Below are 24,214 nucleotides of genomic sequence, written 5' to 3'. Positions count from 1 at the left end.
GACGGGCCAGCTGATCAGAGGCATAAAGCGGGAAAACAAGGAGACCGCCGATGAGCTGTCAGTTGGCAAACAAGGAAGAAATCAAACAGGCTTTTGCCCAGGTTCATAGTGTTTGGCCCCATGATCCTGATCCCGCCGTTCACCTGCAAAAACGCCTGTCTTCCGTGCAGCATCAAAGGGCGACCTGGTTTGTCGTCAAGGAGTCCGGGCAGGTGGTCTGCAGTCTGGGAGCCTATCCCTTCCAGCTTTTCGGTCCGGACGGGGATCGACCGGCCCGGGCCCTGGGCGCTGTGTTTACGCCTGCGGAACATCGCGGCAAGGGTCACGCCCCGAGGCTTATTCGCTGGGTCTGTGATTACTATGCGGCGCAGGGAACGCAGGATTTTATCCTCTATTCGGATATTGATCCGGCCTATTATCAAAAGCTCGGCTTTCAAAGCCTGCCGTCCTATGAGTGGAGCTGGGAACTGCCGGCGTCCGTACCTCAGGTGGATCTCACCGTGTTTCCGGCCCGGCCCCTTGATCCCAGCCTCGCAGGCTTTCGCTATGGCATAAGGCGACAGACGGAAGAGGCGCGCTGGGTTCAGGAGAAGCAACACAGCTCCCTGCGCCTTAGCCGCTGCCTGGCCTCGGGAAAGTGGCTGCTTTCACGCCAGGATCATGGTACCTACACCCTTCTGGAAAGCAATCTGGACCAGACCGCCGCCCGCTGGCCCGAACTGGTGCGTCTGGTGGAAAGTGACGCGCGTCAGGCCCAGTGTCATCGCGTCAAGGGCTGGTGGGTCAGCCCCGAGGCGGAGCCTGCGCCCGAGCTGCGTGACCGGATACGGCCCCGCTCTGAGGAAATCCTGATGTGGGCCTCATTACGTGGCGACGAGGATCCCTGGCGGGCGGATATCAGCCGTCATGGTTTCCGTGCGCATCTGAGTGAGCATATTTAATCGAAGGAGTCAGTCCCATGGAAGGATCCAAACTCATCCATATTGAATTCATGAATGAACAGCGGCCGATTCGGGTCGTGGACTCGTTCGACACGTTTCTGGATGAGTTTGCCGTGCAAGTGGGAGGGCAGCTCACCGATGAGCGTTGCCCCTTTGGGGTTCTGCTGTGGCCGAGTGCCCGCATCGTGGCCCGCTGGCTGGTCAAGGAAGCTCCCTGGGATCGCGATGCTCCCTTGCAGATTGTCGAACTCGGCTGCGGGGTTGGCTTTTTATCCTGTGCCCTCGCTCTGCTCTTTCCCAAGGCCAGCATCATCGCCTGTGATTATGAAGAGCATCTGGAACGGTATGTGAAGGCCAATGCCGCGGCCTGGGGTGTGGGGGACCGCGTGCAGTTTCAACAGATCGACTGGCGGCAACCGGTGCCGGCGGATATGAAGGGTCAGGCGGATTGGGTTCTGGGTGCTGATGTCTTCTATGATGACAGTCACTTGAAGCATCTCCCGCCCTTTGCCCGTGAGCTTCTCAAACCCGATGGCCTTCTCACGCTGGCCGATCCCAAACGCTTTCGATTTGGAACGGCCTTCGACATCCTGAAGGGTCATTTTACGCTCAAGCGCTGGGTGGAGGAGGACTGTGATATCGAGAGGGAGGGTATCGAGGACTTCATGGTCAACAGCGGAGTGCTCAAGCTGAAGGTCTCCATACTTGAATTCGCACAGCGCCGTGGATCGAACAGGGCCCCTCCCGAAGGAAGGGCCACGGAATAGAAGGGAGTCTCTCACTTCCCGTGACAACCAACTAGGAATGACGTCACGCCCATTCAATGGCTCCCGCCGGCGGCCGCATCCTGCAGATCATTCGCCTTCAAAGTTGCGGCTGGGAATCGCCTGATTCTCAGGTGCCTGGTACAGATAAGCAAAAGCCAAATAAAGTGACTGCTGCTCCAGGTTCTCTTCATCCGTCAGCTGGGTGGGTTTGGCAAACTCCCACGCCGCCTGACTCATGGCCTTGCGCTCGGGCGCACTGAGAACAGCCCCATTCCCTTCGATCTTCTGCAGCTCGCCGTCTGCATTCATACTCATTTCGATTCGATGCTGGTTCACCTGTATCTGAACATCCACGGTCTGCCGAGGGGCATCAGTTTTGGTTTCATAGATGATAGCAACGACCTCACCATCGACATCATATTGAAGACCATTCCGTGGGCCTTCCTGCTGAGGCTTGGGAATGCCACAAGCGACAAGAATCAATGCTGACAGAGTGAAAGACTTCATAGGAGTACCTCATGGCTAACTGGACTTTCAATCACCATCGGCCGCCGGGCGGGTCCTTCAATCGGAACGGCCGGGGTGCGTCAAGGATCTGAATTCAGACAGGTCCTGGGTGCGGTATTCCTTTTTTAAAGTTTCTCCCATCCCAAGCCGCCCGGCGGGGCTGGGAAAAGACTGCCTCTTTTTCACGAGGACGGGGTGTCAGCTAAAATGGAAGAAGAGCAGAAATATTCCCGCCGGGACTTACAATAAAATCATTTTCTTATCAACCGCAGTGAATTCCTGGGAAAAACCGCCGACTATGGTTTAAACCCGAAATTGTAGCAAGCTAGGGAGGAAGGTGCATGGGTATGGCTTTGGCCGTGACGGTGGCTGTGGGGCTGGTAGGCAGTTCACTCACCTGGCTATGGTTTCGTATGTCGAATGATAGGCCTGCGGACCCGGATATCGAAAGTCTCGTCAAGCAGCGCCGCGCGACGTTCGAGGAAAATGTACAGAGTGCGGAAAAGCTCATCCGCAAGGGATGAAGCCAGGGTCAGGCGGCCGGTTTCCCCTGGCGTTGCAGCTCCTCGAAGATCCGATTTCTTTGCAGTCCATTCAATCCCAGAATTTTCGCACCGTGCTTGAAGCGGTGCTGAACGACCTTGCCCCAACGGATTTCTATCGTAAAACTCGATAGACCCCATTGGTGGAGTCGGGCCATCAGTTCCTCGTCCTCGACATCCAGGCTCACATCGAGCGTCACATCCTTGGCCAGAAAGATATCACCGACCAGAGCAAGGCCGGTGCGGGAAAAATCGGTGATTTCAAAGACACCGTGCTCCGAGCGAAGGAGGATCTTCAAAGGCGGCAGCTCCAGCCGCTCCTCCATCCGTTCAAAGCGGGCAAAGTCCCAGTAAAGGCGTTCGGCGCGTTCAATCGCTCCGGGCTGGGCGTGAAAGGGATCCACCTGCCAGGCCTTGACCAGCTGCAAGGAATGTTTGATGCGCACATGGCGCGGGATCAGACAGCTGTCATCGGCCCAGGATTGCAGAAGTTCGCGCGTGTCGGAACCGATCATGATGCGGAAGGGCTCGCAGGCGCTTTCCAGGCGTGCTGCGAAATTCACGCCGTCACCGATCAGCGTGAAATCGAAACGGGTTTCATTGCCGATGTTGCCAATATAAACCTGGGCCGTGTTGATGCCAATGCGAGCCGGGTACAAGGCCTGGCCCCGCGCATGCGCGTCGATACAGTGTTCATAAAGGCGCCTTTGAATGGCCATGGCGCATTTTACGGCCTGGTCGGCATGCGCGCTTTGCGTTTGACCCAGAAGGTTGTAGCCGAAGAAGCAGAGCAGCCCGTCACCCAGGGTTTTGTCGATCACCCCTTCATGCTCATGAATGATGCGTGTGGCCCCATGCAGCAGGTCCTTCAACTGATCAAAGGTTTCCCGCGGGGGCAAACGCTGGGAAGTCAGGGAAAAACCCACCAGATCGAGAAACATGATGGTGACCTTCTGGGAGGAAGGTTCCGTCATCAGGGCTTTGGGATTTTCCAGAATTTTCTGCAGCTGCTCAGTGGCAATCACGTCCGCAAGGGCCGCGCGCAGGGTTTTGTGCTGGCTGTCACGGCGAATCATTTTCCAGGAAAAACAGCTGAGAGCCATCAGAGCAAAGCCCAGATCCGGCCAAAGCCAGAAGACCTTGAGATGAACCAGCGTGAACAGCCCCAGACCCGCGGAAGCCAGGCCCGCTGTGCCCAGCAGAAAGCTGAGGGTAAAGGCGAGAGGCTCCAGCAAAAGCCCCACGATCACACCCAGGGTCGTCCAAAGAAGAAGGCTGAGCAGCGAGGCAGGAATGGTTTGAATCCACTGACCCGTGATCACACTGTTGACCATGGAAATCATGAGATATCCACCCGGGATGGAACCATAGGGCGACTCCACGCGATCGGCGCTGCCGGTGTACATGGCCGGCATGATCAGCACGATCTGATCCGGGCGGATGACATCCGCGAAGCTCGCGCCCTTTTCCGTGCGCTTGATGGCGCGATCGAGACTGTAGGATTGGTTCAGGATCGCGGCGCGGTCGACAAAATTGACAAGCACCTCCGTGCCCCGGGTTGTCACGCGCTGCTCGTTGACCAGAATGCCTCTGGCATCCACCCGCACCTGGTCCGCTGCCCATAGACTCCAATGGGGAATCAGAACATCAGGCGCCGGTCGATGGAAAAGTTGCACTGTGCCGTCGCCGTTATAATGCGCATGACCGAAGAGCGAAACGCTTTGCTGCACATCAGGGTGCGGTCCATAGACGGCCTTGGGCGTCACCGGCAGCCAGGCGGGATCCACATCAGCCGGCATCCAGCGTTCACGGGCCCAAATGCTTTGAGTCAAGGCAATCGGTTCGACGAATTTTAATGTTTCATCCGTAAGGAATACGATGGAGGCGATCGGCACGCCCATCTCCAGAAGCCTTGCCCGAATCTGTTCGGGATCATAACGGCCGCGTGGTGTGGCAAAGACCTTGTCGATCATGATGAGACGCGGTCTGGCCTTGGCGACGGCTTGAAAGAATAGACTCCATTCCTGAAAGTCGAGATCATCGCGACCCAGGCTGCGCAGCGAACGATCATCCATGAAATAAATTTTGAGGCGTGGATCCAGTGCAGGACCCTGATCCCAGGCGGACCGTGAACGGAATTCCAGCACCTGCACGAGTCTTTGATCGACAAGCTGTCCAAAGGAACTCGTCTGGATCATGCGCAAACCCACAGCCAGCACCGCAGCCAGCAGCAGCCATCGGAAGAGGATGCCGCGGTGAGCCTCACGGGCGTCGAGCCAGGTTTGTAGCGCTTTTAACATGCTGCCTCCCCGAAAGGTTTCGGCAGCTTCGGCCTCTGGATAAAGCTCAAATCCTGGGCGGCTGCAAATCTTTAGTCGGAGGCATGGGAAGGCATTAACCGAATCAATTTCATGGGATGGAGCGCTCGGGAAGCCGGCATAAAAGCCGAGGAGGTGGGGCCGATAAGCCCAGGATGAGATAAGGAAATTCCAATGATATTGCGATTTGCACCTCACCAGGTGATTGTATCTTTGGCTCTGATTCCCGTCCTGCTGGGCGCCTGTGTGCCCGGCAGCAGCAATAAGGATACGCGGCAGATACCGGCGGCGGAGGAAAGAGGAGGGCCGGCTAACGGCAGTCAGGATCCCGATATCGAGGAGCTTGGGGCGACCGATCCTGTGTCGATCGCCGGGGTGAACCTGGTCGCGGATTTTGACAACACCCGGGCTCGCTGTGAATTCAAAAACACTGCGGATGATCAATATGAGATCTTTTGTCGAGTGACCATTACCAGCGAACTCGGCAGTGAATTCATACCGCTGCGGATCAAGCCCTCTCTCCGGCTCGCCTGGCAGCAGCCGGTGCAGTATCGCGGGGACTTCCTCCTGGACCGTTGTCTGGAATCGAACGACCACCTCAGCATTCAATGTTCCGGTGAACTGCGCTCGGGAACGTCGGCCCTGGAATTCCCTCTCCTGATTACGGACAGCGATCGCCAGCAGACCCGCACCGAGCGGCCGGAAGTGCTGCTGCCTTACTTTGTGGGCGTGATTGAAGGTGACTTCAGCGATACCCACCGTTCCTTTACGGGTCTGCCCGAACTGGAAAGCGACAGGCTGTCGCTTGAGAATCAACCGGTGCAGGCCGGCTTCTTCCGATCAAAGGTGGAACGACTCGACCATAAGGTCAACGTGCAGGATGTCTGTGATCATGAAGACCTCGTGATCATGGCCAGTCCCACCTATATTTATATCCATGATCGCAAGACGGACGAGGTCCGTCCCATCGCGGGCCGTTTTGATGAAAACGTGCGGTTCAGCTATCAGTTTGAAGATCCCATGCGCTTGAATCATCAGACCTGGCGCGTGGTCTGTGGCGCCAATGGATTCACCACGTTTCATGCGAACAGCGGCTGGGATATCGACGTCAGTGGCAATTTCTCCAGCGCCCTGCGCGCCCTGTACTTTGATTACAACGGACGGCTGCTTCGGGCCGTGGATACGCTCACCGATGGTCTGACCGGACGCGTGCTCGTGAACAAGACCAACCGCAACCTCGCGGATCTGGGAGCCTCACGGCAACGCATCAGTACCCAGTCCAACTTTGATGGGGAAAACTTCGTCGTTGTGGATGTTGTCAAGTCAGCGGATAAGCTGGTGTGGATCGCCAGCACCTATGCGCCGGACAAGGCCGATGCCATCGGCACCCGCGTGATTCAGACCCTGGATATCAGTGCCGGGGATGGGATCACACCGGGCCTGACGGATCCCTCAGTGCTGACCCGTTTTGTGCGCGATCGGCAGGAAGTGCTGCTGTACTCCGGTTATTGCAATTATGCCCTTTACGATCTGAAGGCCGGTCGTCTGCTCCGCGAAGTGGGGCCGAAGAAAGCGGTGGTGACCGCGCCGGGCTCCTGTGCGGATGATACGGTGGTTCCCGCTCGTGAATTTGCCCGCTTTGGGGTTGACTCTTTTATCTACCGGATCACCTTTGAAAACTGGCGCACGGTGGACAGTCAGCAGCAGATTCGAACCTTCGGCGAGGGGACATTCAACTGGACGACCGAGCCGGTGGACCTTATGAAGCAGGGCCAGACCGTGGCCTTTGATGGCCGTTTTCCCGATAATTCCAGGATTTATCCCCTGTCGGGTGAGCGGATGCTGGTCACTAATATGGAATACCTGGGACTCGTGCACGGCGATAAAATTCAGCTGATCACAGCCAACGATCGGCAGCGCTCGCCCGAGGTGGGACGCATCAACAATATCTTCTGGGAATCGTCCACGCAAAGAGTTCTGCGCATCTATAACCGGACCGTTTCGGGCGCGAGCACCGCAGTGGTCGAGATCTTCCAACGCGAGCAGTTCCAGCCTTTCCTGGAAATTCCCTGTAGCGTCATCGTCGGGAGCGGCAGCTGCGCGGAATATATTTTCAAGACCGGCACTCAATCCGCGAGTTTCCTGGTGACCACACCGGGGCCCAACAGTACAAGTCCCGATCGTTCGGATGTCATCACGTATGATGCCGCGACCCAGCTGGTGACGAATACCGCCAGTCATGCGACGCCACGGGCCTATCGTTATCGCAATACCCGTGGGGAATCTATGTCCAACCGTTTGATTCTGCGGCACGAAAGTCAATCGACCTTCATGCTCTTCGACACGAGCAGTGGAGTCACGACGGCCATCACTCTGCCAGCCAATGCGTATTTGGATTCCACATCGATCTATTCCATCAGCGATACCACGGCCTCGCTCGACCTGCTGGTGGCCAATACCTTTGAATCGGATCCATCGAAGTCCTTCTCGGTCTATCATCTGGATCTCAACGCTCCGGTGAGCACAGGGTCTGTGGCGGGACTGGTCAGCGTTCCGGCAGCCGGATCAGGCAATGCGGCGCTGCCTTATACCACCCCTGAGGATGGATTGAACATAGGTTTGAACATGGGCTTTCAAGCCAACGCCAAGGCCTTTGATCAGCAGTCGAATTTGTACTTCTATTTGCCGTCTGCCATCTATATGGCGCCCCGCGGTTCCACGAAACTGGTGAAGCTTCTGGATCTGGAAAGTGCGCCCGACTGTGGGGGACAGGCCTTTCAGGGCTCGGCCAAGGACGGGGATCTGCGCGTCAGTCTGAAGACCACGATGAAGAATCTTTGTTACAACAAAACGGATGGCTTCTTTGTATCGAATGGCTGTTCGGATAAGCAGGGCTTCATAAACTTCTTTATTCGTCAGTACTACGGATCCGAAAGTGCGAATCTGACTCTGGTGACAGCGCCCTGTACCTTGCTTCCCTGATGTGGTTATGACAAAATTGCAGCTTGCAGTTTCTTTCATAAGCGGCGAAACAGAAACCGTAACATTTGTCGAATATTGTGAGCCAGTCGCGTGAGTCAAACATACAAAATACTGGTGGCGGAAGATAATGAGCTGATGCTTGAACTCCTGGCTACCGAGGTGAAGGATTATCTGGTGAACGTGTCGCTGACCCGGGCCCATGATGGTCTGGAGGCGATGAAACAGGCCATGTCCCAGACCTTTGATCTGATTCTGTCCGACAACGTCATGCCGGGCATGTTGGGTTCGGCCGTCCTGCGCGAAGTGCGGGGGAGTTCAGGACCCAATCAGGATACGCCTTTTATTTTTTGTTCAGGCAATTTCTCGCAGGATGAGGTCAAGGGCATCAAGGATTGCTATCTGCTGCAGAAGCCCTTCGACATGAGAAAGCTGCATGGACTGCTGGCCCGCCTCCTTCAGGTCGAGAATCCTCACTTCGCCTGCACCCCTGGAATGGACTGAAGCGGTCCTTTGAATTTCCCTTTGAGAGTATCGACACCTTCCTGCGGTTTGGCGAGTTTGGTCAGATCGCTGCGCAGTTTGCGTTTTCCCGACACCGAAATATCCAGTTTCTTTTCCATGGTCTGCACCAGACCTGGCTGAGCTTCTCCATCATGATTAAAAGACCAGGCCAGCATCGGCTCGCCATAGGGCAAGGGGTCGCCCTTTTTCTCCATGTTGCCCGTGTTCCAGACATGCCAGGTCTTGCCATAGGAATTCATCTTGGTCCGCATGAGCGCCTTTTCCGCAGCATCCGGCAGACGGGGAGCCACCAGCTGGCCCGAGAGGATTTCGTAGTTGTGCGGATGCCAGAACTGGCGTTCCTCCTTGGGCAGCTGTTCAAAGAGCTTTTCGGAAATGATGTATTCGATCCCATTCATGTTGGCATTTTTCGTATGACCATCGAAGAGCACACACTGGGCGAAGTCTTCATTCACCTGGCGACAGAAGTGATGCGCTTCCATCTGATGCTCCGGGTGCTCCTTCATGGGATGGAAACCAACCAGGTGAATATCCAGAGCATCGACAGGCGCATCACCCTGCAGGACCTTGGAGCCTGTCTCCAAAGCCCTGGTCTTCGTGGTTTTCTCCGTGCCGGGAGGAGCCGCCCTGGTCTTGTCCGCTTGCGCCAGCAGGGGTGCAGTGGCGAGACTACACAGGAGTATGAAGGGGAAAGTTCCTGGTCGAATTTGCATGAAAAGCGCTCCAGCTTTGGTGTCCCGATGTCCCAGGAGAAAGCTAGCTGATCATGCCGATGAAGTCGAGACTGGGGAGATTACCAAAGGTGGGTCTTCATGAGCGATGGGGCAGACGCGGGCAGGCGAGTCCATAGTTTTTATAGAGCGCGCAGAAGGTCCCCTGCTTTTTGATCTGCCGCAGGCAGCCGTCCATCTCCTGGAGGAATGCCACGCGATCGGGTATGCGCCGTGAGTTATTCGACACCGCCGTATAATATATTCCATCGTGAGCCACCCAGTCCAGAGCCTTCACCTTGTCGGCGTAGCCCAGGCGCTGCGCGGCATACTGAGCCGGTTCCGCAGCATTGACAAAGATATCAATGCGGCCTGCCAGAAGCTTGCGAAAGTTCTGCTCGGTGCTTGAGGCTTCATCAATGGTGTTGGCCAGCCGGCGGCGTTCCACATACTTCATGAAGTCCGGGGAATAGCGCAGACCCAGAATATGACCGAGGCGCAGCGTGTCGAAGTCAGAAATTTTTTTTATCGTGATGTTGGCATCAGCCCGCACGAAGGGTCGGTATTCCGTGCGGAAGAGGGCTTCATGACCAAAGGTGACAAAGCTTTCCCGGCCCTTGTGATAGGAATAGGTGTGAATATCGATCGAGCCCTCCTGCATGGCGACCTGCATCCGTTCAATCGGAAGATCCACGAAAATAAAGGGGCGCTTGATGCGATTCAGGCAAAGGGTCAGGGTTTCGGTGGTGATGCCGGTCCTTTGACCCTTGTCATCGAAAAAGTAATAGGGTGGAAAGTCAGGAAAATTGATCTGGATCGGAGCCCGAGGCGACAGGCCGTAGCCCGCACTCAGCTTCGGGAAAGAGAAGATCAGCATCATCCATATCAGGTGTCGCAGCATAGGCATCACGCTTATTTGAGAACACAGGGCAGTTGATAGGTCTGCAATATTTTGCAGTAGGTTCCATCCTTCTTGAGATCAGCCAGACAATGGTCAAACTCCTGGACGAAGGCCCTCGGGTTGATAACCCGCGGCGACTTTTTGGAAAGGGAAAGATAGTAGTCACCTTCGTAGATCCGGAAATCCAGCAGACGAATGCGATCCAGCACGCCCATATCCGCAGACAGGCTCCGAATCGATGAAGCATCCGCGACAAAGGTATCGATACGGCCGGCCAGAAGTTTTTTCAGGTTGGATTCGTTGCTGGGTGTTTCATCCAAATCGTTCCGCTGCTTGCGCTTTTGGATATAATCCCAAAATTCCGGCGCATAACGCAGGCCAATGGTATGGCCGAGTTTGTATTTGTCGAAGTCGGCCAGGGACTGAATCGTAATATTCGCATCCTTGCGAACAACCGGCTGGTATGCCGTGCTAAAGGCCAGTTCCTTGCCGAAGGTCACAAAACTCTCGCGCTCTTTTTTGTACGAAAAGAAATTGATATCGATTTCGCCCGACTGCATCAGGTTCTGCATGCGTTCGATGGGAAGCTGCACATACTCAAAATTTCGCTTCATGCGGGGCAGGCATATCTGGATGATATCCTTGGCCAGCCCTGCTTTCTGCCCGGGAGCGCGGTCCTGGTAAAAATACGGGGGCCACGTGGCGTCATTGATGCGAATGGTCGGCTGGGGCGCTTCAGCCCCGAAGGACACCTGATTCGCCAGGAGGAGGGTCATCAGAATGTATCGCAGTTCGACCATGCGTAGCTTCCCCTGCAAAGATTTCCCAGCTTCCATCTTATGTTTAAATGCAAAAAGCCGAAAGGTGGGAAAGCGAAAACCATCAGGAAAATCATGATCACCCTGCGCACAAAAATTACGATTATCGTGAGTCTTGTCACAGGTGTGTTGATGGTCGGAGCGGCAAGCTATGAAGCCCATCATCTGATCGAGCAGGGGCAGAGTCTGGAACGGGAAAATCAGGCCGTGCAGATTGCCAACATCCTGCCATCGGTCAGCGATGGCCTTTGGGACTTTGATGAAGTCCGCACGGAATCCGTGATTCGTGGGCTGTTTGATGCGCGCGCCACCCGCCGGGTTCAGGTCATCGATCCGACCGGTGCCGTTTATCTCGGCCTGGCTCGGGAAAGCGCCGAAGCTCCGGCGGCGGTTGATACCCAGCCCCGTCTCACAAGGGACGAGGCGCGGCAGGCCCAGGTTCCCTGGAACGAGACCCGCCTGCAGACCTTGAAGTTCGTGCAGATGGATCCCACGCGCTGGCAGGCCCTGGCCCCGCTCTGGCATCACTCCGCACGGGAACCGCAGAAATTCATCGGCCATCTTCTGGTTGAATATTCGACGGAAGAGAGTGTGGCCCGCTCCGAAAACATGCTCTATCGCCTGCTGATCGGTGGCTTTTTCATCGCACTCCTTACCGTAATATTGCTCTCGATCGCTCTCCAGTATTTTGTCCTGAAACCCGTCAACATCCTGATGCATGGCACCCAGGCGATCGCCGCCGGGAACTTTGAAGAGCCGGTGGGTCTCAGGACCAACGATGAGATGGCAATTCTGGCCCGCAGCTTCGAAACCATGCGTGTTACCCTGCGTGACTTCACGTATAAACTGCAGGACCTCGTGAACCTGCGTACCGCGCAGTTGGAAGAGGAAAAGCGCAAGATTCAGAACATTCTGATTCACATCAATGAAGGGATCCTGACCTTTGGCAGCGACTTCCGGATTGATGCGGAGATCTCCGATCAGTTAAGCCGGATTCTGCAGGAGAGCCCCGAGACGATCGTCGGGGGGCATGTGCTGGACCTCGTCTTCCGCACCGCGCAGCTGTCGGCGAATACGCGGGATGAAGTGAAGGCCAGTCTCTTTTCCATCATTGGCGAGGACCTGCTGGGGTTTGAGGTCAACAGTGTCCACCTGCCAGGGGAAATCACCCGGGGCCCGGATGGAGCTCAGATTCTGGATCTGGATTGGATGCCGATCGTGGATGCCAGCTCGGGTCTTGTGTCACGCATGATGCTGACCCTGCGCGACATCACCGAAAAACGGAATATGGAACGCCAGATGCAGGAAACGCAAAAGGCGCATGAACTCTTCATGCGGCGCGTGAGCGACATCGTGCAGGCGGGTGTCGGACGCACGGACAAGGCTTTGGACGATGCGGAACTGCGCATCAACGGTCTTTTGGATCGACTGCGCGCGGCCGGATCCTTGACCCATCAGGAATCCTTTCCCATCCTGCATACAGTGAAGGGCAACATGCGCTCCCTCGGGTTTGAGCCTTTGACTGAAAACATCCACCTGGCCGAAGAGCTGATTCTGCAGCAAAGAAGCGGGAAAACCCTGGATCAGGAACGCCTGCGGACACTGCTGGAGAGTTTCCGTCGGGAGTCGGCCGCCTATCGGAATACCCTGGAACGGGTCTGGGGGAAGCGTTCCCATCAGCGGCATCATTTTGTATTTGCGACGGTCGATCAGGTGCTGCTCGAAATCCGCGAGGATTTACAAAAAGCCGGCATCACGATTCAACGTCTTGATGTGCAGGATGGTTTCGTGCAGTGGAGTGCGCAGGGCATGAGTCTTCTGTCCGACATCCTTTTGCATGCCCTGGCCAACTCCCTGGATCATGGCTATCTGAAGCCCAAGGCGCGCGGTCAGACGGTGGGTCCTTTTGTGTTTCACATGGAAGCCCAGCCGGTGGACGCCAACGTGCGGCTTGTGATTCGCGATGGTGGCTGTGGCATTGGAATGGAAGCTCTGCGTGCGCTTTATCAGCAAAGGGGGCGGCCATTCCATGAGCAGGATCCCCTGCGCATCCTGTTTGAAAGTTCCGTCAGCACAGCCGGTGAGGTGACCACACGCTCCGGACGTGGGGTCGGACTCTTTGCCGTTCAGGATCTGGTGCAGAAACATGGGGGCGAGGTCACGGCCCGCTCAACGGAAGGACAGGGTTTTGAATTGGATATACTCCTGCCACGGGCCATCATGGGCCAGGAGAGCCGCACCATTAACGCCGCCTAGTTTCATCCTTCAAGGCTTCGGAAAGGACCCGGCCTTCTGCGCCGCTGGGGGGCAGCGTGCCGCTCAGGAACGCCAGTGTCGGCGCAATATCCACGATGTTCACCACTTCTCCATAGCGGCCCGGTTTGATGCCAGGGCCGGCCATCAGGAGCGGCACATAGCGATCATACGAATAGCCCGTGACGTGCACCGTGGGAACTTTGCTGTAAACGTGATAGGGCTTGGGAATGAAAATGATATCGCCACTGCGACCTTCCACATAAGTCTTCAGAATCTGATCGGCAAAGATCCCCGGCGGCAGCGTGCGTTCCCGCACATCCTCACCGGTGAAAGCATACTGAATGCTGTCCATGATTTTGGCCTGTCCCCGCACACTCTGTCCCAGTTTTTTGCGCGCCGTCACCAGATCAAGACCCGCCGCCTGCAGCGCCTTGTGATTGATGTAATAATTCAGGTTGGTGTAGCCGCGCATCCAGGAGCCGTGTCTGGCCTTGCCGAAGGCTTTCACCATGATCTCTTCACAGGTCTTCAGAATCTTATCTTCATCAATGCGTCCTGCCGGAACGTTGACGGATTGAAGGTATTCCGTCAGCGGGGAAGCGCCGTGATCGGAGGTGAGCACGAAGAGGGTATTCTTCAGCCCCACCTTCTGGTCTATGCTGGTCAAAAGTCGCGACAGCATCTTATCCTCAAATGCAGCCAGGAATTCCAGCTCGCGGCTGTTGGTGCCAAAGGTATGAGCTACCGAATCATGACTTGAATAGCTCACGGCCAGCACATCGGTGTGAGGCCCTTGACCGAGTTTCATGGAATGAAGGGCCGCCAGGGCCATGTCCGTGGTGATCTGCACACCAAAGGGAAAAAGCGCGGCATGGCGCGAGCCGGTTTTGGTCTTGTGCGGGAAATTCACCCCGATTTCATCAAGCGGCGCTTTTTTTTCCAGGAGCCTGTTGTCCGGCAGCGACGTTCCGCTTTCCTTCGCGTCGGCTTCCCAAAGGAGCATGTCCTCCTGCTGGGCCTTCAAAGGGGTATTGATGGCATTGACCCAATCGGGAAGTTTGCCCTCAGGCAGATAGTAACGGCTGGACACCCAGGCCGCGGCTTCCCTGTTGAACCAGAGAGCCAGATCCGCCCGATGGCCGCCGAGCAGCACCGCGGACCGTTCCTTCAAGGCAATGGACACAGCCTTGGTCTGATAGCCGGAGTTTTTCAGCTCATCAATAAAAGTTGATCCGCTAAGGTTTTTCGGTGAGATCCCCTTGTCGGGAAAACCTTTGGCATCCCCGACGATCGGGTACCGTTCATCGGTTGGGGCATGGATCACCTGGCCGGTTTCCGGATGGATCCATTCATTTAAAATGATTTGATGCTGATAGGGAAAAGCGCCCGACATGATCGTCGCATGACCCACGGCCGTGAGTCCTTGCAGATGCTGATACTGGGCCAGGGGAAAGTAGGCCCCTTCCTCCATCAGGTAGCGAAAGCCCCCTGGTGTTCCCGATTTGCTGCGAGCCGGAAGAAAGCCCTGGCTCCAGCGGGGCAGCTGGTCGGCACGCAATTGGTCGATCACGACCACGACCACAAGTTTGGGTGGCGGCGTCTGGGCTTCAGCAGCAGCTGTCAGCCAGACAAGGGAAAGGCAGGCAATCCCCTGCTTCCGGACCAGGCGCATGTTGGACCCTCACGTTCAGTTTTTCCTGATTGTACCATGAGTGACTAGGGTTTGGGTAAAATATCCAGTACTGACTGAAGAGGCTCCGGGATTTGCTTGTAGCGAAGATGGGAGGCGAAGATGGTTTGATCGGGCAGCTTCTTGTTGTGATAACGGAAGAGACTGTCATCCACCGCGGTCAGCATATGATCGGGCAGCACAGCGATGCCAATGCCCTGTCGCACGAGTTTCATGATGGCGGTCATCGAATTCACCTGAATGATCCGACGCGGATGGCGGCGTCCGAGCTGCAGAAGGTGATCACCGGAACCATAGGTGATCCAACGGTGATCGCTCAATCGATCCAGGTCCACTTCGAACGCGGACACGAGGACGAAGACTTCATGCAGCACGGGCCGCGAGACGATCAGTTCACTGTCGATTTCAAAGGGCGTGAAGACCAATTCAAAGCGCCCGGCCTCCAGACCTTCCCGCAGCGCGGGAAGATCGGCCATGGTGATATTGAAGTTATGGTCGTTCTGCTGATAGTAGGGGCCCAGGAGCGTTTGAAACCAGCTTTCCAAAAGCCCATGAGGAATGCCGACGCGAATCAGACTGCGTTCGCCGTCGGCCAAAAGACTTTCCGCTTCCGATTGAAAGTGTTTGACCGCATCATAGAGCCGTTTGCCTTTGGCGGTCAGGGTCAGGTGTTTCGATGAGCGAATCAAAAGCTCATCGTTGACCGATTCCTCCAGGAGTTTCACCTGACGACTGACGGCTGATTGCGCAATGTTGAGTTCCTCGGCGGCCTTGGAAAAACTGCCCTGTTCTGCGGCAGCAAGAAAAGCTTTCAGATAGCGAAAGTCCATGAGTCCTCTTTATTTCTGGCCAGGTGCTGAACGAAGCATGTCATAGCAAGCGGCTGTGCTCCCCGAGTAGCTGTATCTCTCGATGGATTTCTGACTGGCATCCGTAAAGAAGCTGATCTTGCAGTTTTCACTCTGCGTATAGATCTCCGGACGGCGCCAGTAGCCCAGCGTGCGGGAGTAGAGCTCGCTTGCTTCAAAGGTCAAAACCTTGTTGCCTTTTTCCATGACATACACGCTGCGCGGGGCACCCCAAAGTTCCACCAGCTGATCGGGATGTTTTCCAACCCAACCTTGCAACGAGGACTCCAACCGCTCACTGTAGTGGGCACAGGCGCTGAGGATCGCGCTGATGAAAATCACGTAAAATTTGGATTTCTTGTAAACCATGACACATACCTCCGAGACATGGTGAAGCCATTCTATATCCGTTTTTGGGTAAAGCAAAGCCCCGTCCTGGCGTACAGGACGGGGCCGACCCGGATGAGGTTTCGATTAGAAAGTAAAACTGGCCCCCGTCGTCACATAGAGTTGCTCCTGTTCATCGAGGTCGTTCACATCCTCGTCGGTTTCGACAACGTAGTTGACCGAGGCTGCCACCACCTGCCAGGCAGCGCCGGCCGTCAGAGTCAGGTGGCTGAGGCCATCCTCGCCCGTTTCACGATCCAGGTAAGCCAGCGTGCCCCCAAAGCTGCCCGTGATGCCGTATCGCGCAAAGATTTCCTCTTTAAGCCCCAACTCATAGTAATTGGTATCGAGAATCCCGCCGCCGACCCCGCGAAACGCGGCAAGGGTCGGGTTGAGCAGCGTCGGAAGAGTGATCCTGAGCATGACCTCCTGGTCATTGTCAAAGTCGGATTCGGGATACATGTATTCGGTGTAGCCGACGGACAGGAGCAGGGCATCCAAGGGAAGATCAAAGCTGGCAAAGGCGTCGACCTCCTGCTCCAGTTCGCCGTTCTCGGCATCGAGCGCCCGATTGCCCCAGCCCCCCAAAGTCAGACCGCCCGACTGAACTTTCAGGAGCGGCTGCAGGACCGGATTTTTGTTCACCGTCGTGCCGCGGAAAATATAGGCCGACGCGAGGTCGACACCGGCCGTGGCGCTCAGGTCGCGGCCGGGGGCGAGCCGTTCCATGTCCACAGCCCAGGCGGGCAGGGCGGTGAGGGCAAGGAATCCCAGGGTGATGCGGGCATGAAGCATAGTGAGTCCCTTTCTTTTGTCGAATGATTCGATGGCTGAGCTGATTCTGGATTTTGCTGCTTTTTCGTGCAAGCCAGGCCGGCATTTTTTCGAACGCCATGATCCTACGCTAAGGTCGCCTTCAACCTCCGTTTGGAAGCTTTTTTTGGGAAAACACCAGGCGGATGTCGTCCTTTGCGGTAATTTGCCTTCAGGCCTTGCGGGCGGCTGCCGATGGGAGACCTAGGAGATTCCCGCATGCGGCAGCGCTTGAGATTCAGCAAGAGATGGCATCCGATCCTGTTCGGTGCCTGGTCTGCCCTATGTCTTGCGGGTCCCCTGCTGCATGGGCCGAAGGCCTGGGCCCAGAGCCCAACCGAGGATCAGAAGAAGGCTGTGGCCGAGGAGCCGGTGACATCAGATTTTGGCGGCATGCCTCTGCTCTTTCGCACACCTGAAACGGGTCTAGCCATCGGCGGTGTTCTTCTTTATACCTCGGGCCTCGACAAGAAACGCCCTTCGCCGATTATTTCCGGCCTGATGTACACCGAGAAAAAACAGATCCTGTGGGGTGTCGGCGCAAGGGAGATTCTGGATGGCGAGGAAAGTTCGGTTTACGCGTACACCGAGATCGCCAGGTTTCCGCAGACCTTTTTCGGAACCGGCCGGGATACCGATCGGGATGATGCCACCGCCTATGAAGAGGAGCGGCAGAGCCTGGAATTCGGCGGGGATCGGGAATTGATTCCCCACCTGAGCGTCGGGGGAGGTTTGATCCTGCGCAATGACAAGTTCAAAACCCTGGAATCGGATGGCAAGGGCCTCCTGGGTCACAACCTCTACCATGGCGAGAATGGTGGCCCGCAGCGCGGGGCTCAATTCTATCTGCTCTGGGAATCCACCAATGACAATTACTTCCCCAGCCAGGGCATGAAGATTCAGCTCTTTTCCCGGCATTATTTCAAGCAATGGGGCAGCCGCTATCCGTTCTCAGGACAAAAACTGGATGCCCGCTTCTATCACATGCTCGGACCCAATTGGATTCAGGCGCATCAGTTCTTTGCCCAAAATGTGAATCACGATCCACCCTTTTATCAGCTGGCGCAGCTGGGCGGGAACGACCTTTTGCGAGGTTATTACAAAGGCCGATATCGCGATCGCAAGATGATCGTCATGCAGACCGAAACCCGGTACCGCTTCTCCAAGTACTGGAATGTTGCTGTTTTTGGTGGCTTCGGTAATGTATCCCACGACTGGGATGCCATGCCTGATCAGGCTTTGAAACCTTCCTATGGGACCGGTGTGCGTTATCAGATCAGTCCCAAGCAGAAAATCAATGTTCGTCTGGATGTCGGTTTGGGCGAGGATCAGGGTGGACCACAGCTCTATCTTTACGTGATGGAAGCCTGGTAAAAGAAACAGGCGGAGCATCGCCCCGCCTGTCGTGGAAACTCAAACTCAAAATTTAAAACTGATAGCGCAGGGCGATGTCCGCCGAACGATCCGTCATTTTCTGACGAATGTCCTCGACGCCCTGACTGCGACGTCCATAGTGCAGGTTTCCTTCCATGCTCCACGCTGCATTCCAGCGGTACTGCAGTCCGGTCGCCACACCATAGCTCGAACCGCTTTCCACCTCATAATTTTCGGTTTCGGCGGCGGCCAGGTAGCTGCCATCAAAGCCGAGATTCCAGCGCCAGTTGTCGCTGACGACCAGATCATAACTTATCGCCAGTCGCGCGAAGTCAACAAAGGCTTCTTCCAAACCCAGTCGGTTCAAGGGCTTTTGGACCACGAAGAAGTTCTGTTCACTGCCGAGTTCCAGACCGAGATGCCAGCGATCGGCCATGGTCAGATCACCGAACACACTCAACTTGTAGAGCTGGCGCGAACGGCCTTCGAAGCGGTCATCGGATGTGTCGTCATAGGCGGCGTTCTTCAACCCCAGAGACAAACCCACGCGACTATCCACTGTAGGCTTATAGTAGGCATCAAAGTCGACCAGCGTCTGCAGCTCGGAATCCACTATGCTCTTGAAGCTGCGCTGATGATCGACGGCTTCCAGCTCCTCCTTGGACAAGCCAAGACCCAGTTTGAAACCAAAGCGGGCGGAGTCTTCCTGTTCCATGCTGCTGGCCGGATCCTCGACGGGAGCAGGTTCAGCAGGCTGATCGGTCGCGGGTGCCGTCTCCTGGACCTCAGGTTCCGGCGTGGGTTCCGCCGCGATCGGATCATCATCGCTGATGCGGATGATCTGATCGGGATAAATGCGATCGGGATTTTGGATGTCCGGGTTCTTATCCAAAAGTTTCTGGAGGGAACCCTGAGCGCCCCAAACGGGCCGGCCCAGTTCGCGACCGGCTATATGGGAAAGTGTGTCACCCTTTTGAACAGTATAGGTTCTCGCTTGCAGCGTCTGGCTGTGCAGAACAACGGCCAGCAGCGCGAGGTTTATGTGCATTGTGCGGCTCATCTTCGACTCCAATTTGATCATCGACTGGCGGATGATGGCTGCCGGTTAAAAGCCGGGAAATACCACTGTGGTATTGCCGCAGGTCAGCACTGCGAGACCACCCCACTTGTCAAGCTTACAGGTCTTAATGTTCGACAGCATGTTGGAGAGCTGGCTGATCTTCGTATTGGTCGTCGACGCATAATTGTCGAAATCTTTGCGCAGTTTTCCATGCTTGGTTTTTAGAGCTTCAAAATCGTCACGCTGATCCTTCAGACTGTCCTTCATGCTGGAAAGACTGATGTCCATTTCATCCGCCCGGTCCTGAAGTCCTGTGACATATTCGGACAAATTGGGCAGGAGAACGTTCATAATCGTGTCGATGCGCTCCGCTTCGTCATCAATCTGACCTTCCAGAGTCGTCTTCAGGTTGTTGATGTCACCGGTTATCTTGGTGAAATGAGTGTCGATCGCGGCATGGGTGGCCGCTTGCTCGGCGACGAAAGCCTCGAAACGTGTCTGCAAAGTGTCGAGCTGACCCTGGGTTGCGCTTTGGCTCTGCTTCAGAGCCAGAATTTCTGTCAGCAGGGCAGCGTCCTTGGTCGATAGTTTTTCCACTTCCTCTTTCAGTTTGGCTTCCACCGCCTCGATTTCTCCACGAAGCCTGGCGTGTTCCTGGGCATTGCCGATGGCCACAACCAGGATTTGAGCCTGAAGGAAGACATAACCGCGCCAGAGATTGCGGATCTTGCTTTCCGTGCTGTCGATCACGTCATCCACGCGATCATCCAGACGATTGATTTCGTCACACAGGTCCTTGCGGATATCAGCATCGGCATCCTGCAGAGCCTCGATTTCAACTTTGAGTTCCGCTTTTAACTCTTTGAGTTTTCTCGCGGCGTTTTCGGCAATGGCCTGATCCCTATCTTTACGCCGCTCCCGCTCCGCTTGGATGCGATCCCGAAGATTCTTGATCTTTTCCTTGGTTTTTTCTTCCAGGGTTTCGAGGGAGGCCAGCAGACGACTGTCAGCGTCCTCCAGATCGAGCCGCAGAGCGTCCAGAGCCGCTTCCTGCAGGGCAGCCTGCTCGTCAATTCTGGCATTCATGGCGTCTTCAAGGTCGATCAGCGCCTGAGCCTGCGCATGGATTTCTTCTTCATGATGTTCGATCATGCCATCAATATCGTTGAGACGGACGTTCACACTCGACGCCTGATTTTCCAGGGTCTTGAGGCGGGATTCGTGCAGGTTCACCGCTTCCCGCAGAAGGGCGGCCAGCGCTTCGGTCGCGCCCAGACGGTTATAGATATCCTTGATTTTGGTTTTCAGATCATCCTGTTGAGCCTGAGCATCAGCCGATTCACCGGGCTTAAGGTCGTCGGCCAGCACCACGCCGTTGTCCGAATTACAACCCTCAAGGGCACAGGTCATGGGACGACTGCACGAAAGGGTGAGGAAGCTGCTGAGCAGAACAAGACGCAAAGAATGCTGTGGCCACTGACGACTCATGGTTCGTCTCCTTGGGATTGCGAAGGATTGAGTTTGGGGAAATACGAAAGCAAAATGTGAACCGTGCAAACTCATACCCGAAAGGTAATGGAATGCGCAGGTTTGGGTCTTGATTCTTACCCGAAAGGCTGACCAGATTTGTGACGTGTAGTACTTCGAAAGTGACAGGGGAGGATGAGGAGGGGACCCGGGGTCCCCGAGGCTTTAGAACATCATGCCGGCGTGAAGGCTGATTCCGTAGTTGATATCCCAGGCTTCCGTTTTGAAATCACGCTTGTTGCGGCGCTCGCGTTGTTCACGATCCAGGATATCGCCGCTGCTGCTGGTGCTGAACGAGGAACCGGTGAATGGAATATAGAGATCGACCCAGTCCACCCCATAAGTCCACGATCCGCTTTGCCATTGATTGCCAAAGCCCATCTGCAGGAACACCTGGCTGACGTTGCCTTCGAAACCGTAAGTGCCCGAGTCGGCGGTGGAGACAGCCTGTCCTTCGTCAATGGTGGCCTTGATCTGGGTCAGATCCAGTGCGCCTTCCAAAAAGAAGGAACCTTCCAGACTGAAGCGGCTTTGCAGGCTGACGGTGGTCAGAGCCAGCTCATCAAAATGGGAGATATCCTTGCCGGTGTACTGACCAATTTTTAAACCGTAGGTCTGTTCCTCATCACGGTACCAGCTGAAGCGCAGTTCCGCACCCGGGCCCTTGCGAAAGCCCGCACCCAGTTCAACAGCATACTGAAAAGTGGGAACATCTTCGGCATTGGCGATGTCGCTTTCAATTTCCGCTTCCACTTCCGCCGGAGTTTGAGCGTCCGCCGGGGTTGGCTGAACTTCCGCCGGGGTCGGCTGAGCTTCCGGTGCTGTTTCTGTCGTCTGAGCCAGAGCGAGGGTCGATCCTCCGAAGATCATCAAGAGAGCAGCGAGTTTTTGCGACATTACCAACGCTTCCTTTTTACAAAATAAGCTTCGTCACCCCTATTGTACCGAAAAGCAGGTCTTTAGGAAATGTACGGCATGATCCTGCACCCGAACCGCGAGCTGTGATGACGGGAAATTCTGCCGACCTTGCTGTGCTAAAGTGATGAAAGGACGCCCTTTGGCGTGGGCGGTTGATCAGGACGTCATGCGCAAAAGATTGAATAAAACCCTGAAGCATCTCCTCTATATCGGACATCCCACGGTGGATGATCCGATGTTGAAATTGCGTCTGCTCGCCTTCAACGGAACGGTGATGGCGGTGGTTTCGGTCTGTTCCCTCGTCCTCTTCGTTTATCTGGGCTTCGGCTATTTGGATCGTCTGCCTTCCCTGATTCCCTGGCTGATCGTCTTTCCCTTTATGATGTATCTTTGCCATCGTGGACATTTTTTGCTCGCCCGTGTGGGCTTCATGGTGTGTGCCTGGGGCGGCATCGGCGTGGGCGTTTATCTCTTTGGACGTGAGGGCATGGTCGGGCTCTACTGTCTGCCGGCGACCTTCTTTCCCTTTGTGCTTTTCACCGGACGGGAATGGCGCTGGCTGTCGCTTTTTGCCTGCGGTTCCCTGTCGCTCTTTGCCTTTGTGCAGCTCGTGCATGAGATCCCGGCGGCCTATCCATTGCCGCGGCATCTGGCGGAAACCTCCGCCGTGATCCATACCACGGCCGCGTTCCTGATGGCGGTTCTGCCTTTCACTCTGCTCTTTTTCCAAAGCGAGTTCTTTTATCGCGAGATCCTGCGCAAGACCGAGGAGCGCGTGCATGCCGAGCGCATGGCGGATCTGGGGCGCATCGCCGCGGGCACGGCCCATGAGGTGAACAATCCCCTCACCATTGTGCATTTCGTTCTGCAGCTTTTGGAACAGGATGAACTTCTGCGCCATCGTCCGGATCGGATCGAACGCATTCATAAGGCCTTCGAAGCCATCGAACGCATCAAAACCATCGTGCAGCGTCTCCTATCCCTGACGCAAAGTCCCATGGATGCCTATGAATCCATCCAGCTCGTGGACTTTCCGGATTTCGTCAAACACCTTTTCGGCGAGCATATGCGTGATGCCGGCATTCGCTTTGAGATTCTGCAGCAGGGGCTCGACCATGCGGTGATCTATGGGCAGAAGGGACATATTCTGGAGATCCTGATCAATCTCATCTCGAATGCCATGGATGCCGTCAAGGATGGACCCAATCCCTGGATCCAGGTGAGCTTCCGTCGCGAGGCCGAAACGTTTTCGGTCCTGGTTCGTGACAACGGCCCGGGCGTGCCCAAGGAAAAAGTCGAGCGCATCTTCGCACCTTTCTTTACCACCAAGGAAATCGGCAAGGGCACCGGCCTCGGCCTTTCCAGTTCCCGCAGCATCGCCCGGCATCATGGAGGCGACCTTGCCTGCATTCCGGGTCCCGGGGGCCAGTTCCTTCTTCAGCTGCCGCTTTTCTATCAGCCTGCACAGGCCGTATCCGCAGCCTCCTGATCAATTTGCCGTCTTGCGCATCCCGGAAAAAGGCCGCATTCTCAGGCCAAACTTTTCCAGGAAAGGGCATCACCTTGTCAAAAATAGCCTTTGTTACCGGCGCCTCGACCGGATTGGGCCACGAGCTGGCCAGGCAACTGGTGCAGGCGGGTTATGATGTCGCGCTGGTCGCCCGGCGCTTCGCTCTGCTTGAAGCTCTCAAAAAGGAACTCGACCCCCTGGGCCGCCGGGTGCTGGTGATCGCTGCGGATGTCAGCCGGTGGGAGGACATCAAGGGGGCGGTCGATCGCACGGAAAAGGAGCTGGGACCCATTGATCTTCTGATCGCCAATGCCGGGGTCTCGCTGGATGCTCCGCTCAAGCGCTTTAATGTGGCGGAAGCGCGTCTGGTTTATGAAGTGAATGTGATCGGCCTGATGCAGACCGTGGCCGCGGTCCTGCCTTATTTTATGGAACGGAAGCGCGGGCATATCGTTGGGGTTTCCAGCCTGGCGGCTTATCTGTCCTTCCCACGCTCCACGGTCTACTGTTCGAGCAAGGCGGCGGTTTCGAGCTATCTGGAAGGGCTGCGCATCGAACTCATGCCTTTGAAAATTCCCGTGACCACCATCTGCCCCGGTTTTGTGCGCACGCCGATGACGCAAAAGAATAAATTCAAAATGCCGTTTCTGCTCGATGCCCCGGACGCTGTTCGCATCATGATGCGTGGGATTGAAGCCCGCAAGGCCACGGTGCATTTTCCGTCCTCACTCGCCGTGATCGTGCAGCTTCTGCGTTTGGTTCCTAAACCGCTCTTCCGTCAGGTGCTGCTGCGTCTACGTCCCGGTTGAGTCGTCCCAGGGGG

21 protein-coding genes are annotated in these 24,214 nt (G+C 55.9%); 9 read left to right on the top strand and 12 right to left on the bottom strand.

The annotated features are described in order from the left end of the window. The first annotated feature begins 50 nt into the window (after window positions 1-50). Window positions 51-941: a GNAT family N-acetyltransferase gene (locus OLTU_RS16565; protein ID WP_141733877.1), complete on the top strand. Its 891-nt coding sequence runs from the start codon at window positions 51-53 to the stop codon at window positions 939-941. 17 nt (window positions 942-958) lie between these two features. Next, window positions 959-1,708, top strand: coding sequence for a class I SAM-dependent methyltransferase (locus OLTU_RS16560; protein WP_141733876.1), 750 nt, complete (start codon window positions 959-961; stop codon window positions 1,706-1,708). A gap of 87 nt (window positions 1,709-1,795) precedes the next feature. On the opposite strand, the gene OLTU_RS16555 is transcribed toward OLTU_RS16560, so the two are convergent. Further along, the gene (locus tag OLTU_RS16555; RefSeq protein ID WP_141733875.1) at window positions 1,796-2,215 is read right to left on the bottom strand and encodes a hypothetical protein; all 420 of its coding nucleotides are present in this window, start codon (window positions 2,213-2,215) and stop codon (window positions 1,796-1,798) included. Window positions 2,216-2,556: 341 nt separating this feature from the next. On the opposite strand from OLTU_RS16555, the gene OLTU_RS16550 reads away from it, so the two are divergent. Next, a complete protein-coding gene (locus OLTU_RS16550; RefSeq protein ID WP_141733874.1) occupies window positions 2,557-2,739 on the top strand; it encodes a hypothetical protein in 183 nt (60 codons plus the stop codon). 8 nt (window positions 2,740-2,747) lie between these two features. Here OLTU_RS16550 and OLTU_RS16545 read toward each other — a convergent pair whose 3' ends face one another. After that, window positions 2,748-5,057: an adenylate/guanylate cyclase domain-containing protein gene (locus OLTU_RS16545; RefSeq protein ID WP_141733873.1), complete on the bottom strand. Its 2,310-nt coding sequence runs from the start codon at window positions 5,055-5,057 to the stop codon at window positions 2,748-2,750. 192 nt (window positions 5,058-5,249) lie between these two features. On the opposite strand from OLTU_RS16545, the gene OLTU_RS16540 reads away from it, so the two are divergent. Next, window positions 5,250-8,057, top strand: coding sequence for a hypothetical protein (locus tag OLTU_RS16540; RefSeq protein ID WP_141733872.1), 2,808 nt, complete (start codon window positions 5,250-5,252; stop codon window positions 8,055-8,057). Between the two features lie 90 nt (window positions 8,058-8,147). Further along, window positions 8,148-8,558 (top strand): response regulator, encoded by a 411-nt coding sequence (locus tag OLTU_RS16535; RefSeq protein ID WP_141733871.1) that lies wholly within the window; start codon window positions 8,148-8,150, stop codon window positions 8,556-8,558. Here OLTU_RS16535 and OLTU_RS16530 read toward each other — a convergent pair. From OLTU_RS16530 to OLTU_RS31960, 3 genes are all read right to left on the bottom strand, one after another. Beyond that, a complete protein-coding gene (locus OLTU_RS16530) occupies window positions 8,528-9,292 on the bottom strand; it encodes an OBAP family protein (RefSeq protein ID WP_141733870.1) in 765 nt (254 codons plus the stop codon). The two genes, OLTU_RS16535 and OLTU_RS16530, sit on opposite strands and share 31 nt — an antisense overlap. A 97-nt stretch (window positions 9,293-9,389) precedes the next feature. Further along, window positions 9,390-10,190: a substrate-binding periplasmic protein gene (locus OLTU_RS16525; protein ID WP_176736693.1), complete on the bottom strand. Its 801-nt coding sequence runs from the start codon at window positions 10,188-10,190 to the stop codon at window positions 9,390-9,392. A gap of 11 nt (window positions 10,191-10,201) precedes the next feature. Beyond that, a complete protein-coding gene (locus OLTU_RS31960) occupies window positions 10,202-10,990 on the bottom strand; it encodes a substrate-binding periplasmic protein (RefSeq protein WP_176736692.1) in 789 nt (262 codons plus the stop codon). Between the two features lie 39 nt (window positions 10,991-11,029). Between OLTU_RS31960 and OLTU_RS16515 the strand changes: the two genes are divergently transcribed. Then, the gene (locus OLTU_RS16515; RefSeq protein ID WP_141733868.1) at window positions 11,030-13,264 is read left to right on the top strand and encodes an ATP-binding protein; all 2,235 of its coding nucleotides are present in this window, start codon (window positions 11,030-11,032) and stop codon (window positions 13,262-13,264) included. On the opposite strand, the gene OLTU_RS16510 is transcribed toward OLTU_RS16515, so the two are convergent. From OLTU_RS16510 to OLTU_RS16495, 4 genes are all read right to left on the bottom strand, one after another. Continuing rightward, window positions 13,251-14,936 carry an alkaline phosphatase family protein gene (locus tag OLTU_RS16510; RefSeq protein WP_141733867.1) on the bottom strand — a complete coding sequence of 562 codons (1,686 nt, stop codon included), beginning with the start codon at window positions 14,934-14,936 and terminating at the stop codon, window positions 13,251-13,253. The genes OLTU_RS16515 and OLTU_RS16510 overlap by 14 nt on opposite strands. 44 nt (window positions 14,937-14,980) lie before the next feature. Further along, on the bottom strand, window positions 14,981-15,784 hold the full coding sequence (locus OLTU_RS16505; protein WP_141733866.1) for a LysR family transcriptional regulator: 804 nt from the start codon (window positions 15,782-15,784) through the stop codon (window positions 14,981-14,983). Window positions 15,785-15,793: 9 nt separating this feature from the next. Next, window positions 15,794-16,171 (bottom strand): hypothetical protein, encoded by a 378-nt coding sequence (locus OLTU_RS16500; protein ID WP_141733865.1) that lies wholly within the window; start codon window positions 16,169-16,171, stop codon window positions 15,794-15,796. A gap of 105 nt (window positions 16,172-16,276) precedes the next feature. Then, window positions 16,277-16,984 carry a TorF family putative porin gene (locus tag OLTU_RS16495; RefSeq protein ID WP_141733864.1) on the bottom strand — a complete coding sequence of 236 codons (708 nt, stop codon included), beginning with the start codon at window positions 16,982-16,984 and terminating at the stop codon, window positions 16,277-16,279. Between the two features lie 237 nt (window positions 16,985-17,221). Here OLTU_RS16495 and OLTU_RS16490 point away from each other — a divergent pair, with 237 nt between their 5' ends. Then, the gene (locus tag OLTU_RS16490) at window positions 17,222-18,376 is read left to right on the top strand and encodes a BamA/TamA family outer membrane protein (RefSeq protein ID WP_176736690.1); all 1,155 of its coding nucleotides are present in this window, start codon (window positions 17,222-17,224) and stop codon (window positions 18,374-18,376) included. Between the two features lie 52 nt (window positions 18,377-18,428). Here the strand turns inward: OLTU_RS16490 and OLTU_RS16485 are convergent, their stop codons facing one another. The 3 genes from OLTU_RS16485 to OLTU_RS16475 form a co-directional block, all read right to left on the bottom strand. Then, window positions 18,429-19,436 carry a LysM peptidoglycan-binding domain-containing protein gene (locus OLTU_RS16485; RefSeq protein WP_176736689.1) on the bottom strand — a complete coding sequence of 336 codons (1,008 nt, stop codon included), beginning with the start codon at window positions 19,434-19,436 and terminating at the stop codon, window positions 18,429-18,431. Between the two features lie 45 nt (window positions 19,437-19,481). Next, a complete protein-coding gene (locus tag OLTU_RS16480) occupies window positions 19,482-20,924 on the bottom strand; it encodes a coiled-coil domain-containing protein (RefSeq protein WP_141733861.1) in 1,443 nt (480 codons plus the stop codon). A gap of 204 nt (window positions 20,925-21,128) precedes the next feature. Further along, window positions 21,129-21,860 carry a hypothetical protein gene (locus OLTU_RS16475; protein WP_141733860.1) on the bottom strand — a complete coding sequence of 244 codons (732 nt, stop codon included), beginning with the start codon at window positions 21,858-21,860 and terminating at the stop codon, window positions 21,129-21,131. A 160-nt stretch (window positions 21,861-22,020) separates the two neighbouring features. On the opposite strand from OLTU_RS16475, the gene OLTU_RS16470 reads away from it, so the two are divergent. After that, complete coding sequence (locus OLTU_RS16470; protein ID WP_176736688.1) at window positions 22,021-23,370, top strand: sensor histidine kinase; 1,350 nt, start codon at window positions 22,021-22,023, stop codon at window positions 23,368-23,370. A gap of 74 nt (window positions 23,371-23,444) precedes the next feature. Next, complete coding sequence (locus tag OLTU_RS16465; protein ID WP_176736687.1) at window positions 23,445-24,200, top strand: SDR family NAD(P)-dependent oxidoreductase; 756 nt, start codon at window positions 23,445-23,447, stop codon at window positions 24,198-24,200. The last annotated feature ends 14 nt before the right edge of the window (window positions 24,201-24,214 follow it).

The sequence above is a fragment of the Oligoflexus tunisiensis genome, assembly GCF_001748245.1.
In the GTDB taxonomy this organism is placed as follows: domain Bacteria; phylum Bdellovibrionota_B; class Oligoflexia; order Oligoflexales; family Oligoflexaceae; genus Oligoflexus; species Oligoflexus tunisiensis.
This window is presented reverse-complemented; position numbering and strand designations above follow the sequence as displayed.